Annotated in this window: 15 protein-coding genes; 3 read left to right on the top strand and 12 right to left on the bottom strand. The window is 69.5% G+C overall.

Translation table 11 applies throughout. The features are described 5' to 3' along the window. Window positions 1-42 precede the first annotated feature (42 nt). Entirely contained in the window at window positions 43-675 is a 633-nt protein-coding gene (locus CAL29_RS15105) for a cytochrome c oxidase subunit 3 (RefSeq protein ID WP_179284043.1), read from the top strand. Further along, entirely contained in the window at window positions 672-1,028 is a 357-nt protein-coding gene (locus CAL29_RS15100; protein WP_179284042.1) for a cytochrome C oxidase subunit IV family protein, read from the top strand. The genes CAL29_RS15105 and CAL29_RS15100 overlap by 4 nt, the downstream gene beginning before the upstream one ends. On the opposite strand, the gene CAL29_RS15095 is transcribed toward CAL29_RS15100, so the two are convergent. From CAL29_RS15095 to CAL29_RS15070, 6 genes are all read right to left on the bottom strand, one after another. Then, a complete protein-coding gene (locus CAL29_RS15095; protein ID WP_094853795.1) occupies window positions 1,025-3,514 on the bottom strand; it encodes a PEP-utilizing enzyme in 2,490 nt (829 codons plus the stop codon). The two genes, CAL29_RS15100 and CAL29_RS15095, sit on opposite strands and share 4 nt — an antisense overlap. Window positions 3,515-3,523: 9 nt before the next feature. Next, window positions 3,524-4,966 (bottom strand): TIGR01777 family oxidoreductase, encoded by a 1,443-nt coding sequence (locus CAL29_RS15090; protein WP_094853794.1) that lies wholly within the window; start codon window positions 4,964-4,966, stop codon window positions 3,524-3,526. Continuing rightward, the gene (locus CAL29_RS15085) at window positions 4,959-5,453 is read right to left on the bottom strand and encodes a hypothetical protein (protein ID WP_094853793.1); all 495 of its coding nucleotides are present in this window, start codon (window positions 5,451-5,453) and stop codon (window positions 4,959-4,961) included. Before CAL29_RS15085 ends, CAL29_RS15090 begins: the two co-directional genes overlap by 8 nt. 131 nt (window positions 5,454-5,584) lie before the next feature. Continuing rightward, window positions 5,585-6,598: a Bug family tripartite tricarboxylate transporter substrate binding protein gene (locus CAL29_RS15080; RefSeq protein ID WP_179284041.1), complete on the bottom strand. Its 1,014-nt coding sequence runs from the start codon at window positions 6,596-6,598 to the stop codon at window positions 5,585-5,587. Window positions 6,599-6,693: 95 nt separating this feature from the next. After that, a complete protein-coding gene (locus CAL29_RS15075) occupies window positions 6,694-7,380 on the bottom strand; it encodes an RraA family protein (protein WP_094853791.1) in 687 nt (228 codons plus the stop codon). Between the two features lie 44 nt (window positions 7,381-7,424). After that, window positions 7,425-8,078: an RraA family protein gene (locus CAL29_RS15070; protein ID WP_094853790.1), complete on the bottom strand. Its 654-nt coding sequence runs from the start codon at window positions 8,076-8,078 to the stop codon at window positions 7,425-7,427. Between the two features lie 117 nt (window positions 8,079-8,195). On the opposite strand from CAL29_RS15070, the gene CAL29_RS15065 reads away from it, so the two are divergent. Then, the gene (locus tag CAL29_RS15065; protein ID WP_094853789.1) at window positions 8,196-9,116 is read left to right on the top strand and encodes a LysR family transcriptional regulator; all 921 of its coding nucleotides are present in this window, start codon (window positions 8,196-8,198) and stop codon (window positions 9,114-9,116) included. Between the two features lie 2 nt (window positions 9,117-9,118). On the opposite strand, the gene CAL29_RS15060 is transcribed toward CAL29_RS15065, so the two are convergent. The 6 genes from CAL29_RS15060 to CAL29_RS15035 all read right to left on the bottom strand — a co-directional run bounded on the left by CAL29_RS15060 (window position 9,119) and on the right by CAL29_RS15035 (window position 16,331). After that, complete coding sequence (locus CAL29_RS15060) at window positions 9,119-9,544, bottom strand: universal stress protein (RefSeq protein WP_179284040.1); 426 nt, start codon at window positions 9,542-9,544, stop codon at window positions 9,119-9,121. 177 nt (window positions 9,545-9,721) lie between these two features. Next, window positions 9,722-11,341: a gamma-glutamyltransferase gene (locus tag CAL29_RS15055; protein ID WP_094853787.1), complete on the bottom strand. Its 1,620-nt coding sequence runs from the start codon at window positions 11,339-11,341 to the stop codon at window positions 9,722-9,724. 97 nt (window positions 11,342-11,438) lie between these two features. Beyond that, window positions 11,439-12,476, bottom strand: coding sequence for a LacI family DNA-binding transcriptional regulator (locus CAL29_RS15050; protein ID WP_094853786.1), 1,038 nt, complete (start codon window positions 12,474-12,476; stop codon window positions 11,439-11,441). Between the two features lie 66 nt (window positions 12,477-12,542). Beyond that, window positions 12,543-14,516 (bottom strand): dipeptide ABC transporter ATP-binding protein, encoded by a 1,974-nt coding sequence (locus CAL29_RS15045; RefSeq protein WP_179284039.1) that lies wholly within the window; start codon window positions 14,514-14,516, stop codon window positions 12,543-12,545. Beyond that, entirely contained in the window at window positions 14,513-15,379 is an 867-nt protein-coding gene (locus CAL29_RS15040) for an ABC transporter permease (RefSeq protein ID WP_094853784.1), read from the bottom strand. Before CAL29_RS15040 ends, CAL29_RS15045 begins: the two co-directional genes overlap by 4 nt. Continuing rightward, window positions 15,372-16,331 (bottom strand): ABC transporter permease, encoded by a 960-nt coding sequence (locus CAL29_RS15035; RefSeq protein WP_094853783.1) that lies wholly within the window; start codon window positions 16,329-16,331, stop codon window positions 15,372-15,374. Before CAL29_RS15035 ends, CAL29_RS15040 begins: the two co-directional genes overlap by 8 nt. Between the last annotated feature and the right edge of the window lie 31 nt (window positions 16,332-16,362).

Below are 16,362 nucleotides of genomic sequence, written 5' to 3'. Positions count from 1 at the left end.
CTCCCTCGGGGAGGGGGGAGCGAAGCGACAGGAGGGCACACCATGAGCGAAGCGGCGCTTTCGGCATCCGACGTCCTGCATGCCTACAAATCGCGGCTCGCGATGTGGGTGTTCCTGGCGTCGGAAGCGATGTTCTTCGGGCCCGTCTTCTTCGCCTACGCCATCGGGCGCTTCCATCATCTGGAGGCCTTTTCGGCGGCCAGCCGCCTGACCGACGTTACTCTGGGCGCCATCAACACCATGGTCCTGCTGAGCAGCAGCGCGGCCATCGCGCTGGCGGTCGAATATGGCCACGCGGGCGTGCCGTCGCGGGCCAGGCGCCTGCTGTGGCTGACGCTGCTCCTCGGCGGCGTCTTCCTCGCCATCAAGGGCTTCGAATACGCCAAGGATGCCGGGGCAGGCCTGTTCCCCACCGCGGCCTTCCACGCGGCCGGGGCCGATTCGGCAGGGGGCATGCGCCTGTTCTTCTTCGTCTATTTCGTCGCCACCGGCATGCACGCGGTGCATATGATCGTCGGGTTGGCCCTGGTTTCCTACATCCTGGCGTCGGGCGGCCGCGCGCCGGGGACGCCGTGGGCCCGGCGCCTGGAGATCGTGGGCCTGTACTGGCATTTCGTCGACGCGGTATGGGTTTTCCTGTTTCCCATCCTTTATCTGGCGGGACGCGCATCATGAAGATCGAGAATCCCGAATCCCAAATCCTGGATGACGGCTTGCGCCGCCGCCGGCGGCGACTGCTGGCGATATGGGCGCTGCTGCTGTTCCTGGCGGCCTTGACGGTGGGCACCGCCTACATTCCCCTGGGCAGCCTCAACATGCCGCTGAACATCCTCATTGCCGGGATCAAGGCCGTATTGATCGGCGTCTTCTTCATGCACCTGGCCGCGCCCCAGGCGGTGCCCCGCCTGGTCTGCGCGCTCGCGGGCCTGATGCTGGTCATCATGTTCGCCCTGAGCGGCGTCGACTATTACACCCGCGACGACCAGGGCGGCCAACCGCCGCCGGTGTCTTACTCGCCGCCGGCCTAGGACGCCGCGCCAGCCTGTCCGGCGCCGTCGCCAGCCTCGCCGGCCTCGTCGACCAGCGCCAGTTTCCCATCCTCGTACAGCACCGTCCTGCCCAACCACGACGGATCCACGTCCGGCAGCACCGCCGACGGCTTGCGCAGTTCGCGCAACAGCGTCGACCCGTGCGACAGGCGCCCGCCCATGCGCGCGATGACGGCGCGCGCCGCCTGGTAGCGGGCATACATGCCGGGCTCCAGCGCATCCACCAGCAGGATGTCCGCGCCCAGCGTGCCTCGCACCCGCCCCGGGTAGATCATGAAGCCGGCGGCCCGCTCCGCGCTCTCGCGCCCGTCCTGCCAGAAGCTGCCCTGGCGGTCGCGGCTGTCCTCGTGCGGCGCGAACCAGTGCGCGCGGTCGGCCGCGGGCATGGCGTGGTGCAGGCGGAAGCACACCCGCATCAGGTTGTCGCGATACCACTCGCGCACCTGCAGGTAGTAGCCGCGCATGCCGGGCAGTCCCAAGGCATGGGCAAGCCCGATCAGGCGCGGCCATCGGGGAAAGGCCTGCAATGGCAGCGCGGCGAGCGCGGGCCGCGGCGACGCCGGATCGGCTTCGTAGGGCACCCGGTGCGGGCTGTCCGCGAGATCGCCGTAGGCCGTGGCCGGGCGTCCCAGCATGTCGCCGCCGCTGCCGGCCAGCGCCGAGGCGATGCACAGGTTGCCCTGCACGACGAAGACGTAGAAGCGCGTGAACCAGTCGGCCAGTTGCTGTCCGTCCGCGCCTTGCGCGATCAGCCCGCTGAGTTCGTCGTCATGGCGGCGCAGTCCTGCCTCCAGCGTGTACAGGTGCGCGCGGGCGCGCCGCTGCATGCGCGCGAACAGCGGCAGCGAGCGCAGCAGCCGCAGCGGACGCCAGGGCAGGCGCGGCGCCGAGCCGCCTATCTCCGCCGCATAGCCGCGCGACGACATGCCCCAGTCGGCCATGCGCGCCAGGAACAGGTCGCTGTTGATATAGGACGCGCCGGCGAAGGTCGCGGTGAAGGGTTCGTTGTCCATCAGGACGCGCGCATCCCAGCGCGCCATGATGGCGGGAATGCTGCCCGCCGCGCGCCGCTGGGCATATTCGGTCAGCCGGCTGGGGCGCGGCGGCAGGATTTCGCCGATGTTGGCGGAGGTCAGGTTGCGCCGCCAGGGATAGGCGCTGATGGGACGGTATTGCAGCAGCCACAATTGCCGTCCATCCCACGCCCATTCGATATCGCCATGGACATAGTGGAAGGTGCGCAATACGGATTGCAGGAAACGCCACAGCGCGGCCGCGGTCAAGCCGTGGGACGCCGAGAACGCGCCTTCGCGCCAGGCCTCGCCCAGCGGCGACAGCACGGCGCGCCGCGGCGTGGCGGTGCCGTCGGCCAGGCCTTCCAGATGGCCCTCGACCCATTCCAGTTCCACCGCCACGTGGCGCACGAAGGCGATGCCCGAAAGCGCCGGCGCGACGTAGCGCTGCACCACCGCTTCTTCGACGCCGCTGGCGCGCAGGTCGGCGATGCGCGCCGGCACGTCGGCGGCCGGCACGCGCAGGTAGGTGGTATGCAGGCCCGCGTTGGCGGCATCGGCCTGGTCTTCCGTGTGGCTGGACGAACGCACCGCCCAGGCGGCGTTGGGATGATCGGCGAACAGCCCCGGCAAGCGCGCGTCGCCCGGGTCCGTCACGGTGATCGCCGGCGGTACGGGTTGTCCCGCCAGGGTGGCGAGCCGCAGCCGTCCGCCCTTGGTGTGCGCGATGAAACCGCGCGCCGGCGGTCCCGATTCCAGCCAGCCGGCGAATTCGGCTGGCGCGTCGATCCAGGGATAGTGGCCCCAGCCTCGTTGCAGGCTGACGGTCAGTTCCGCCCGCGCCAGGATGGCGGACCAGGCGGCCGCCTGCGCGACGCCCAGCATCCGGTCCTGGTCGCCCCAGACCAGTTCGATGGGATCGCGCACCCATTCCAGCAGGGGCAGGGCGGTGTCCGGCCGCACCAGGTCCCAGTGCGGCACGAAGGCGCGGCAGCGCGCGTAGCCGCGGCCCATGCGGCGGTATTGCTCGCCGGTCCAGCGCTGCCGCGAGAACTTGCGGGCGAACAGGGCCGGCCGGCGCGACAGTAGCCAGTGCACGGTCTTGCGCAGCGGCAGGGGCGCCATCAAGGCCGGCAGGCGCCGTTGCCACAGGAAGGCGCCGACCGGCGCCAGCAGCACCGTCCGCGAGAAATGGCCGGGTTGCCGTTGCAGCGCGTGCAGGACCAGCAGGGCGTTGACGCCCACGGCGACGATGGCGTGGCCCCGTTCCGTCATGGACAGCAGCGCTCGCGCATACTCGGCAAGATCGGCGCATGGCGGCAGGGGATTGTCGCCGAAGCCCGGCAGTTCCAGCGGGCGGGCCTCATAGCGCCGGAAGCAGGGCAGGACATCGTCCCACCAGTCGGTGGCGCTGCCGTTGCCGGCCAGCAGGTATAGCAGGGGCTTGGTCATGCCGCGTTCTCAGACGACATCGCGCAGCGCGAGATCCAGGGTGGGGTAGAGAAAGGTGTAGCCGCCCGCGGTCAGCCGGTTCGGCACGACGCGCTGGCCGTCGAAGAACAATTGCGCCATCTCGCCCGCGATCGCGCGCACGGGGCGCGCGGGTACGTGCAGCCAGACCGGCCGCCGCAGGATCTTGCCGACGCGCTCGGCGAAAACCGCCTGGCTGACGGCGTCGGGCGCCACCAGGTTGTAGGCGCCTCGCATGGCGGGGTCCTCGAAGGCATGGGCGATCACGCGCGTGACGTCGTCGCGATGCACCCAGCTCATGATCTGGCGGCCGTCGCCCATGCGGCCGCCGACGCCCAGGCGAAAGGGAATCAGCAAGGGCAGCAGCGCGCCGCCGGCGCCGAAGACGATGCCCAGGCGCAAGGTCACCTGGCGCACGCCCATGGCCGCCGCCGGCCGCGCGGCCGCTTCCCAGCGGGCGCACAGCTCCGCCATGAAACCTTCGCCCTGGGCGGCGTTCTCGTCCAATCGCTCCTCCGGATCGCGCACGCCGTAGTAGCCGATGGCCGAGGCCTGCACCCACAGCGCGGGCTTGTGCGCGGCGCGCGCGAGCCATTGCAGCAGGGCTTCGGTGGTGCGGATCCGGCTGGCGAGCAGCTTGGCCTTGCGCCCGGGGCGCCATGGGCCGCCGGCGATCGGCGCGCCGGCCAGGTTGATGACGGCGTCGTAGGCGTCGGCGGCGGCGAGCTGGCCGAGATCGCGCACGCAACGGGCGCGGCCGTCGAACTGGTAGGCGGCGCGCAAGGGATCGCGCGTGAGCAGGGTGACCGCATGGCCAGCCTCCAGCAGTTGCGCGACGAGTTGTTCGCCGATGAAGCCGGTGCCGCCCGTCACCAGCACGCGCTGGTGGCCGAGGCCGGCGAAGGGATTCGCGCGCGGCCGCTGGCGTCGCAGGCGCAGGGCGGCGACGCCGTCGCGTATGCCGGAAGCGGTGACGCCGATGGCGAACAGCGTCAGCACCCAGCCGCGCCAGCCCAGGTCCAGGGGCGCGAGCGCCGTGGGCAGGTGGGACCAGGCCCATAGCTGCATGCCGTAGAGCGCGAAGAAGGCCCCCGCGTTGATGGCCAGCACGGTGTGCATGATGCGTTCGATGGCGGGCAGTTTGCGGCTGCGGTCCTCGATCACGAAATCCCACAGCGTCAGGCAGATTTCGAGGGAGAACAGCACGGCCACCGTGACGGCCCAGCCGCCCTGGAAGGCCCGGTGCGCGATGCCCAGGAACAGCACGCCGTAGAAGCAGGAGCGCATGGCGTGGATGCTCAGCTCCAGTCGCGCGCTGCGGCGATAGGGCAGCGCGACGGTGAGCTCATGGTGGTAGATCGTGTCGAGGGCGCCGAGGATCGCCTGGATGATCAGCAGATCGAGCGCGAGGGTCAGCACGGAGAAATCAGCCATGGTCGGGGCGATGCGGGAGAGGGGAGACGGGGGATGTGCCGATGCACCGGCGGTCGTGCCGGTACAGCCAGGCCAGGGGCGGCAGCAGGACCAGCAGAGCGGCGGCGTCGAACCAGAGATTGATCCAGACGCCCGAAGCGATGGACAGATGCATGTCCTGGGGCGCCCAGAGCAGCACGCCCGCCATCAGGCCGAGCCAGGCGGCGGGCGCGCGCAAGGTATTGCCCAGGTGCACCAGCGCCAGCATGAACAGGGAATAGCTCTGCAGGGTCGCGCCGAACAGGGCCAGCCACCAGCGTTGCAGCGCCTGTTCCTGCGCGGGCGCGGCGTCAGGCCGCAGCGCGTGCCCGACGGTGGCCAGATAGTCGGTCACCACGGCGGCGTGGCCGCCCCAGGTCAGGAAGAGGCTGACGGCCAGATGGCCCAAGGCCACGGCGTATAGCCAGGCAACCAGCACGCGCCGAAGGCGTGACGAGGAATGCGACATGGACGGCAGGTATCGACATCATCGTTATGGATGAGTTGGAGTGTACCTGCTTGCCGAGGGGTTGCCGCGAGGGGGCGCGCCGTCTTGCGCGACGCGCACGGCCTTCCCCCTCGTTCACGGCCGCTCGGCGCTCAGTCGATGGTCGCGCCGGCCTTCTTCACCGCGCTGGACCAGGTCGCGATGTCGCGGTCGACCATGGCCTTGAACGGGGCCGGATCCATCAGCATGGCGTCCGCGCCCAGGGTGCGCAGGCCTGCCTGCACGTCGGGCTGGCGCAGGATGTCCTGCACTGCTTCGTTCATCTTGCCGGCGATCGCCGGCGGCAGGCGGGCAGGGCCGAATACGCCGTACCAGGGCTGGGCCTCCAGGCCGTGCACGCCCAGTTCCTTGAAGGTCGGAATGTCGGGAAACAGCGGCGTGCGCGCCTCGCCGGTCACGGCCAGGGCTTTCAGCTTGCCGGTCTGCACCTGGGGCATGACCACGACGGGGCTTTCGAAGGTGAGCTGCACCTGGCCGCCCACCAGGTCGGTGAGCAAGGGACCGGAACCCTTGTAGGGAATGTGCTGCAAGCGGGTATGCGTGGCGGTATTGAACATTTCGCCGAGGATGTGCTGCGGCGACCCGGAACCCGCGGAGCCGAAGTTGAGCTTGCCGCCCTTGCCGGCGTCGATGACGTCCTGCACGGTGCGCATGCCGGTGGCGGCATTGACCGTAAGGAAGAAGGGCGTCGCCACCAGGGGCGCGACGTCCGTCAGGTCGCGCGCCGGCTGGTAGCCCAATTTCGGATACAGGGCGCCGGCGATGGTGATGGGGCTGCTGGAGCCGACCAGGAAGGTATAGCCGTCCGGCTTGGCCCGGCTGACGTACTCGGTGCCTATGGTGCCGCCCGCGCCCGGACGGTTCTCGACGATGACGGGCTGGCCGAATCGCTTGTTGAGCCCGGCGGAAAGCAGGCGGGCCAGCAAGTCCGAGGTGCCGCCGGCGGGATAGGCGACGACGAGGACGATGGGTTTCGCGGGCCACGCCGATTCCGGGGCGGCCTGCGCGCTTGCCGGGGCCGCGGTGGCCGCGGCGGCCGTCATCGCCGAGAGGAACAGGCCGGCCGCGATGCGCGGCAGCCTGGTCGTGATGGGGCGGGTATTCATGGTGTCTCCTCTTGTTTTTCCGTGTTTGCCACGGTGTTCGGTACGGCGTTCGATGCGGCGGCGCCGCGTCATCGCTGCCGCCGGATGCGGCCGTCTCAGGCCTTCCGTTGCAGCGTGTGATACCCCAGCGCTTCACGCGCGGCGCGCAGGGTGTCGCCCTGGGCGATGCGCGCGCGTATGGCGGCTTCGACGCCTTCGATCTCGTGGGCGAGGGCCGCCACCTCGCGCGCGCGATGGCGCGGCACGATCACCACGCCGTTCGCGTCGGCGACCACGATGTCGCGCGCGGCCACGCGCACGGTGCCTACCGTTACCGTGACGTTGACGGCCTCGACCTGCACCCGGTCCTTGCCGGTGCGCATGGAGCGTCCGGCGGTGAACATCGGGTAGTCGTCGGCCAGGGCGCGGCCGACGTCGCGGCAGACGCCGTCGATCACGGTCGCCGCGACGCCGTGCAGTCCGGCGTATTGGGTCAGGATGTCGCCCCAGACCGTGCAGTCCAGCCGGCCGTCGTTGTCGAGCACGACGATGTCGCCCTCGGCGACGTCGTCGATGTAGTCGCCCACCGTGCCGGCGGGGACGGTGGCGGGCACGTACTTCACCGTGTAGGCGGGGCCCACCACCGTGCGGCGGTAGTCGGCCAGCGGCAGGATGCCCAGCGCCTGGCCATGCAGGCCCAGCTTGTCCAGCGCGTCGGATACGCCGGCGGTGTCCAGGCCGGCGAACAGCGCGACGAGTTCCTGGTCCTCAGGGTGGGGTTTGCGAAGGGTGTTCGTGGTCATGGCGGTTTTCCTCGTTGTGTCCTCGTTGTGTCCTTGTTGCGCCCTTATCGCGCCCGGATGGCTTCGAATTCCTCGTCGTGCATCACCTCGGCCACCGGCCGGCCCTGGCGCACCGCGGCCACCATGCCGTCCTGCCGGCGCGCGATGCGTTCCCCCAGGTCCAGGACCGCGTCGATGTGCGCGGCCGGGACGAACACGGCGCCGCAGCGGTCGGCGATCACGTAGTCCCCCTCGTGCACGGTGACGCCGGCCATCGTGATCGGCTCGCCCGCGCCTGTCTGCACCACGCGATTGCGGGCGCTGATCATGGTCACGCCGCGTCCGAACACGGGATAGCCGATGGATTCGCTGCCTTCGATGTCGCGGCTCAGGCCGTCGATGATCGATCCGCGTATGCCCTTGGCGTGGGCGGCGTTGGCGAGGATGTCGCCCCAGCAGGAAATGCCGTCGAGTCCGCCGGCGATCACCAGCACGCGGTCGTTGCGGTCGATGGCGTCGATCACCGGCGAGATGAGATGGACCGTCGGCCGGTCGTCGCGCTTGGGGCCGAGCTGGATGGTGCTGGCGCGTCCGGCCACCTTCGGGCAGTCCCATAAGGGGCGCAGGCCGCAGGTGGCGCCGGGCAGGCCGAGGAAATCGAGGGCGTCGGACACGGTGTTGGTGTCCAGGGAGGCCAGGCGGTCCAGGAGAGATGTCATGCGTCGGTCGATCCACGAGGAAGCAAAGCAGGAAAGTCGCCGTATTATCTGGAGGCCCCACTGATAGCGAAATTTCTAATTTCATATCGCCGTGATACGAATTCCGGAACACATGCCATGAGCACCATCGATTTCCGCCTGATCCGCCAGTCGTGGATGTTTCTCGCCGTGGCCGAGGAAAAGCACTTCGGCCGCGCCGCGCTCAGGCTGGGCATGTCGCAGCCTCCGCTGACCGAGCAGATCAAGGTGCTGGAGCATTCGCTCAAGCTGCGGCTGTTCGAGCGTTCGCGCCGCGGCACGCGTCTGTCCGCGGCGGGGGCGGCCATCCTTCCCGCGGTGCGCCAGTTCGCCGGCCAGGTCGAGCACCTGGAGCGGGTGGTGCGGGAGGTCGCGGCCGGGCAGTCCGGCGTGCTGCACGTCGGCGCCATTACGTCGGCGATGCTGGAGACCGTGCCGCCCTTGCTCAACGCGCTGCGCCGCGGCCATCCTCATCTGACGGTATTCGTGCGGGAGATCGACAGCGCCGAGGCCGTGCCGGCCCTGTTGGCCGGCGAACTGGACATGGCCTTCGTGCGCCTGGACGGCGAAGCCGGGCCAGGCATTGCCACCTTGCCCTTGACCGAAGACCGGCTGGCTGTCGCCTTGCCGCGGGAGCATCCCCTGGCCGCGATGACGCGCATCCGCCTGCAATCGCTGGCGAACGAGCCGCTGGTCATGTCCTCGCGCCAGGTCAGTCCGGCCTATTTCGATATGCTGACGGCCGCCTGCCGCGCCCATGGCCTGATGCCGCGCGTGCTGCACGAGGTGCGCTCGGTGGCGTCCCAGGTGGCCTATGTCGGCTGCGGGCAGGGCGTGGCGCTGGTGCCGTCCTCGATGAAGAAGCTGGCGCCGGAAAACGTGGTGGTGCGGCCGCTCAGGGAAAAGGTCATGGTCGTGACCGCCGCCCTGGCCTGGTCGGCGGAGCGCGCGCATCCCCTGGTGGACGCGGCGGTGGCGTGGCTGAAACGCCGCTACGGAACCGCGCGCCCCGGGGCGTAGGCCTACTTCACCACGGTGACGGGCACTTTCGCCAGGTGCAGGGTCTTGGTGGTCACCGAGCCCAGCCACATGCCGGCGGCCGAGCCCAGGCCGCGCGTGCCCATCACGATGTGGTCGCAATGGTTCTCATCGGCCGTGGCGACGATGGTCTCGGCGCTGCTGCCGGCCTGGATGTGCGCGGTGTAGGGGATGCCGCTGCCGTCGAGCAGCGCCTTGGCGTTGGCCAGGGCCGCCTCGCCTTCTTCCTGGTGGTATTTGTGGATGGTGGCGCTGTCGATGAAGCGGCGCACGGACGCGGACGTGATGGGGATCTGGACGTTCAGCAGATGCAGGGTCAGCGGCTCGAACATCGGCTTGTGGTCGATGACGTAGCGCAGCGCCCGAAGCGCATTGTCGGAACCGTCGACGGGGACGAGTAGGCAGCTCATGCAACCTCCTTGTGGCAAGCCGCGCGGCGGCGCGGCGATCATGGGAAGGACAGGTATGCATCGTCGGCGGGGCGCCGTGCCGGAAAGCTGACAATGCGCTGACAGTATCGCGGCTGCCAGCGCCGGGGTTTTTGCGCCAGATCAATCTTGCGCGGGATCGAAGGAGCGCGCCGCGCCTTATTCCTGCTGGCCGACGGCGTCCGACCAGGGCGAGGTGATCTCGGTGGCGCCGAAATGCCGGCCCCGGCTGGCCATGACGGCCGAGGGGAAGGCGTAGGCGTAGGGATACAGCGTCGCCTGCGTCTGCACCGTCGGAAACGCCTCGCGCAGCGCGGCGATCACCGCCGGGGGCAGCTTGCTGTTGGCGATGACGGTGCCGCTGCCGCTCATGTCGATGCGCGGCTGCCGGAACGCGTCCTCCAGCGTCAGGCCATAGTCGCTGAGGAAGACGGACAATTGCAGCACCGCGCTCATGATCTTGCGGCCGCCGGAAGCGCCCACGGCGTAGCGGTCGCCGCCCGCGGTTTCGCCCACCACGGGGCACACGTTCATCAGGCATTTCTTGCCGGGCGCCAGCGAATTGGGACGGCCCGGCTCCGGATCGAACCACATGATGCCGTTGTTCATCAGCAGCCCCGTCGACGGCGACACCACCTTGGAACCGAAGGCGGACAGCAGGGTCTGCGTGACGGCGCACATATTCCCGTGCCGGTCGATCACGGAGAAATGGCTGGTGCAGGCGGGCGCCGTGGGCGAATCGAGGTCGCCCATCTGCGTCAGCCGTTGTTTGAAGGAACGGTCCAGCGCGCGCGCCATGGCGACGTAGGCCTCCGGGCCCGGCCGGTCGCGCCCGGCGGCGGGCGTGCGCAGCGCCGCCTGCAGCTCGTCCAGGGCCACCTTCAGGCTGGGGCCGGCGGTGTGGCCCGGCGTCGCGTGGATGCGCGCGCCGCGGTAGGGGATGGCCAGGGCATCCTCCAGCCGGGCGGCGTACCCGCGCAGGTCTTCGGCGGACAGGTAGCCGCCCTTGTCCTGGATGTCGCGGGCCAGGGCCTCGGCGATGTCGCCGGTGTAGAACGCCGCCGGCCCCTGGTCCGCCAGGTGGTCCAGGGTGTGCGCCAGCTTGCCCTGGTCGAGCCGGCGCTCGGCCAGCGCCGTCCATCCGCCCACGATGGGCCATTTCCCTTCGTCGAGGAACATGGCCGCCGCATCGGGATCCTGGGCCAGTTCGCGCGTGCACGACGAGATCAGCAGTCCGGCGTACCAGTCGACCAGCAGGCCTTGCCTGGCCATGCCGACGGCGGGCGCCAGCACGTCGCGCCAGGGCATGCGGCCGTAGCGGGCGTGGGCCAGGCCCATGCCGGCGACCGTGCCCGGCACGGCGATGGCCTTGGGGCCGCGCACGTTGCGGTCTTCCAGCACCGCCGGCCAGCCGAAGAATTCGCTGCGGGGCGCCTCGGGCGCCAGGGGATAGGCGGCCGGATCGAGGCGGCCGGGCGCGTGCAGGCCGAAGTTGACGGCGTATGCGCGCTGCTCGTCGGCGCGCCAGACGACCATCGCGCCGCCCCCGCCGGCGCCGCTCATCCAGGGCTCGGCCACGCCCAGCGCGAAGGAGGTGGCGACCGCGGCGTCGACGGCGTCGCCGCCCGCGTCCAGCACGGCGACGCCGGCCAGGGCCGCGCGGCGGCTTTGCGAGGCGACGATGCCGCCGCGGCTCTCGACCATGGGCTTGTCCACGACCTGCGTGCGCGACAGGTTCTCGGTGCTCGCCGCGATGGCGGGGGATTGCGGATTTTCCATGTGCTTCGCTCCAAGAGATTCGGGCCGCGCGTCCCGTGGAGGCGTTGGGCGCGGCGAGATGTTCCAGTCCATTTTCCGGCGTCGTCTATGCCGGTGTTTATGCCGGCGCCGGTCCGCATGAGCCGCGGACCGTGATGCCGTGCCGCGGCAGCGGAGGCGCCGCCGCCGACGGCTTGCCGAGTTCGATCATATCCAGCAAATAGGAAGCGGACGCGCGCCCGAGATCGATGAAAGGATAGCTGACCGCCGTCACCGGGGGAGTGAGCATGTCGGCGACGAAGGTGTCCAGCAGCGCGAGCACCGATACCTGCCGCGGCACCGCGAGGCCCGCGCGCGCCAGCACCGCCAGGATGCCCGCCGACACGGCGACGTTCGCCGCGCATACCGCCGTCGGCGCTGATCCCTCGGGTTTCAGCAATTGGGACATGGCCGATTCCGCTTTCGCGCGTCCATAGTCGCACTCCACCACCAGCGCCCGGTCGAATTCGAGACCCGCTTCCTCCAGGCCGGCCCGGTATCCTTCCAGCCGGGTCCTGCCCGTATAGTGCTCCAGCGGCCCGCTGACGTAGGCGATGCGGCGATGGCCCAGGGCGGCCAGGTAGCGCACCGCGTCGCGCGTGCCGTGCCGGTAATCGACCATCACCTTGGGATCGTCGGCGCCCCTGTCGCGATTGACCAGGACATAAGGAATGCTCCAGCGCCCCGGGTCGAACGGCGGCGCCGTTTGCAGGGTGGTCACCAGCAGGCCGTCCACCTGGTTGTCCTCGACCAGCCGGGCGTAGAGGTCCTGGTCCGGAAAGTCCTTGTCCGCGTAGGCGATCAGCAGCGAGTAGCCGCGCTCGATGGCGACGCGCTGGGCGCCCCGGATGATGGCCCCGAACACAGGGTTGTCGATTTCCGGGATGACCAGCCCGATGGAGAAGGATTTGCGGGCTTGCAGGCTGCGGGCGCGGGGGTTCGGCCGGTAGGACAGCGCGCGCGCCAGTTCCAGCACGCGCTCGCGGGTCTCCGGCCGGATGGAGAGGGTTTTCTCGCCGATCAGGATGCGCGATACCGTCGACGTCGCCACGCCGGCCCGTTCGGCGATGTCGGCGAGCCTGGCCCGCCGCTGCGACGCATCCTGGTTACGCTTCATGGTGTCCCGTCATTTTGGCCTGTCATTCGACCGTGGATAAAGCGCAAGCATAGTCGGAACGGAAGGTCAGCCGGCGATACCGCGCCGGGGCTGGGCGGCCGCGTCCGGCAGGATGCCGCTCATCGACGGCGCCGAGGCCAGGAGTTTTTGCGTATAAGGATGGCGGGGCGCGCCGATCAAGGCGTCGGTCTGGCCTTCCTCCACGATCCGGCCCTTGTACATCACGCAGATGCGATCCGCGATATGGGCCACGACGGCCAGGTCGTGCGAGATGAAGAGATAGGCGACGCCGAGCTGGTCGCGCAGGTCACGCAGGAGATTCAGGATCGAGGCCTGCACCGAGACGTCCAGCGCGGAGACCGCCTCGTCGCAGACGATGAAGCGCGGCTCGGTCGCCAGGGCGCGCGCGATGCCTATGCGCTGTTTTTCGCCGCCGCTCAACTGGTGCGGGTAGCGGTCGGCGTAGTGCGTCCCCAGGCGCACCCGTTCGAGCAGTTCCATGACCCGCCGGCGCGCTTCGGCCTGGGTCGCCGCGAGGCCGAACAACTGCATGGGACGCGCGAGGATTTCGCGCACCGTCTTGCGCGGATTGAGCGACGAATCGGGATTCTGGAACACCATCTGGGCGTCCTTCAGGATCGCGCGCCGGGTCCCGGCGTCGGCGGATACCAGGTCCCGGCCGTCGATGCGCACCTGGCCCGCCGTGGGATGTATCAGGTCGACGATGCAGCGGCCCAGCGTGGTCTTGCCGCACCCGCTTTCGCCGACCAGGCCGACCACCTCGGCCGCGCCGACCGTCAGCGATACCCCGTCCACGCCCTTGAACACGCTGTCCCGGGCAGGCGCGGCGTGGGACCGGCCGCCGAACAGGCGAGGCAGGCGCAGGCGCCAGCCGCCCGCGTCAAAGGCGCGCTCCAGGCGTTCGACGGTGACCATGGGTAGAGCCTCGACATTGGTTCGCGGCGCCGTTTCGCCGGCCGCGCCCGGCTCGGCCGCGGGCCAGGGCTGGCCGGCCAGATCGCGGGCGCGCCAGCAACGCGCGACGTGGACGGACCGGACCGTTCCAAGCGCGAATGCTTCCTCGGGGAGGGGAGAGCAGCCGTTGTCGGGCGCCTGTTCGGTCATTGCCTGGGGCGCCGTACAGGCCTCGGGCCGCATGAAGGGACAGCGATCCGAAAAGACGCATCCCGCCGGACGCGCCGACGGCGGCGGCAGGCGGCCGGGGATGGGAAGCAGCCGCTTGCGCCGGTCGTCCAGGCGGGGCAGGGCGGCCAGCAATCCCTTGGCATAGGGATGCCGCGGATCCGCCAGGACCCGGGCGGTGGGGCCGCGTTCCAGGACTTCGCCCGCATACAGGACGCAGACCTCGTCGCATATCCGGGCGATCACGCCCAGATTGTGGCTGATGAACAGCATGGACAGCTTGCGGGTGACGCGCAATTCGGCGAGCAGGTCCAGGATCTGGGCCTCGACGGTCACGTCCAGGGCGGTCGTCGGCTCGTCCAGGATCAGCAGTTCCGGGTCGGAGGCCAGCGCGGCCGCGATGAGGGCGCGCTGTTTCATGCCGCCGGACAACTGGTGCGGATAGCTGCGCATCATCTTGCCGGGATCGGCGATGCCGACTTCTTTCAGCAGGCGCCGGCACTCGGCATCGGCCCGTGCCGCATCGAATCCGCGGTGCACCCACAGCGTTTCGCAAATCTGGCTGCCGACGCGCAGGGAGGGATTGAGGCTGGTGAAAGGATCCTGGAACACGATGCTGATGACGCTGGCGCGCAGCTTGCGCCGCTCCTCCTCCGGCATCGCGTACATGTCGCGGCCCTTGAAAAGCACCGCGCCGCGCCGGATGCGCGCATCCTTGTCGGGCAGGCCCAGCGCGGCCAGGGCCACGGTGCTTTTCCCCGAGCCCGACTCGCCCACCAGTCCCACCGCCTGGCCCGGGGCGATGTCGACGTCGATGCCGCGCAAGGCCTGGACGGGCATCGGGCCGCCCGTGAAGTCGATGCACAGGTCCCGTATCGATAGCAGCGGGGCGTTCATGCGCGGCTCCGGCGCAGGCGGGGATCCAGCCGCTCGCGCAGGCCGTCGCCGATCAGGTTGATCGCCATGACCGTGACGCACAGGGCGATGCCCGGGGCGCACGCGATCCATGGCGCGGAGGCGATGAAGGGCCTGGCTTCGGCGATCATCAGCCCCCAGTCCGAGGCGGGGGGCTGCACGCCCAGTCCCAGGAAGCTGAGCGCGGCGCCCAGCAGGATGGCGAACGTCACGCGCAGCGAGGATTCGACGATGATGGCCGGCCAGGCATTGGGCAGGATCTCGGAAAACAGGATGTAGGACGTGCGTTCGGCGCGCGCCCTGGCGGACTGCACGTATTCCTCGCCGCACACTTCCAGCGTCACGCTGCGCGTCAGCCGCACCATGATGGGCACGTAGACCAGGCCGACCGCGAGGGTCGTCTTCCAGAGGCTGGGCGTCGTGATGGAAAGAATGAGCAGGCCCAGGATGACGGGCGGCACGGAGATCATCACGTCGACCGCGCGCATGATGAGGTCGTCCACGCGGCCCTTGAAATAACCCGCCGAGAGTCCCAGGGGCACGCCGGCCAGGATGCTGAAGGCCGTCGCGCCGAATCCCATGGCGAGGGACGAGCGCGCGCCGTTGAGCAGGCGGCTCAGGACGTCGCGGCCGAACTCGTCGGTGCCCAGCCAATGGGCGGCATCGGGCGGCGCCAGGCGCTGCGCCAGCGAGGTGGCGTCCATGGGGTAGGGCGAGATGACCGGGCCGATGGCCGCGACCAGGAGGACCAGCAGCAGCAGTCCCAGGCCGACGTGCAGGCCGGTGATCCGGGACTTTCCCCGAAGAAGACTTCGCCCTTGGGACGGCCCGGCATGATCAGGCATCGCGGCCGCTCCCGTATCGGATTCTGGGATTGAGGAAGGCATAGAGCAGGTCCGCCGCCAGGTTGGCCAGGGCATAGACGAAGGTGACGATCATCATGCAGGCCTGCAGCAAGGGCAGGTCCATATGCTGGATCGCGTAGAGCAGGGTTCGGCCCAGCCCCGGATACGAAAAAATGGATTCCGCGACCACCACCCCGCCCATCAGCACGCCCACGTCGATCGCCAGCACGGTAATGGCGGGCAGCAGCGTGTTGCGCAAGGCATGGTGGCGCACGATGCGGCGCTCGGAAAACCCGCGCGCCCGCGCGACGCGGATGTACTGGCTATTCATGACGTCGATCACGCTGGAGCGCGTGAGCCGGGACACGTGCGCGATCAATCCCGTCACCAGCGTGAAGACGGGCAGGATGAGATGGCGCAGCCAGTTCCACACGCCGTCGTCCAGGCTGGCATAGCCCGTGGCGGGCAGGACGCGCAGGTAGCCGGCGAACAGCATGATGACCACGATGGCCCAGAAGAACTCCGGTATCGCGATATTCACGTAGGTGACCATGGAAACGGCCTGGTCCGCCCTCGATCCGCGCCGCACGCCGGTATAGACGCCCAGGCCGATGCCCAGGATGGCCACCAGGACGATGGACGTGCCGGCCAGGACCGCCGAGCGGCCCACGGCGCCCCAGACCACCTCGGCGACCGGCTGGTTCATGGACAGGGAGTCGCCCATGTTCCCGTGCAACATCGCCCAGGCCCATCTCAGGTACTGGACATACCAGGGGTCGTTCAGTCCCATCTGGGATTCCAGGGTGGCGATATCCTCGGGCGTCGCGAAGTCGCCCAGGATCAGGTGGGCGATATTGCCCGGCATGATCTGGGTGATCAGGAATACCAGCATGGACATGACCGCCACGATGGCGATCACGTGCAGCAGCCGCTTGACGACGTATTCCAGCATCGCGGTTCCCCCCTTTCTTACCGATGGCCGG

Source organism: Bordetella genomosp. 10, assembly GCF_002261225.1.
Classification (GTDB): Bacteria; Pseudomonadota; Gammaproteobacteria; order Burkholderiales; family Burkholderiaceae_B; genus Bordetella_C.
This window is presented reverse-complemented; position numbering and strand designations above follow the sequence as displayed.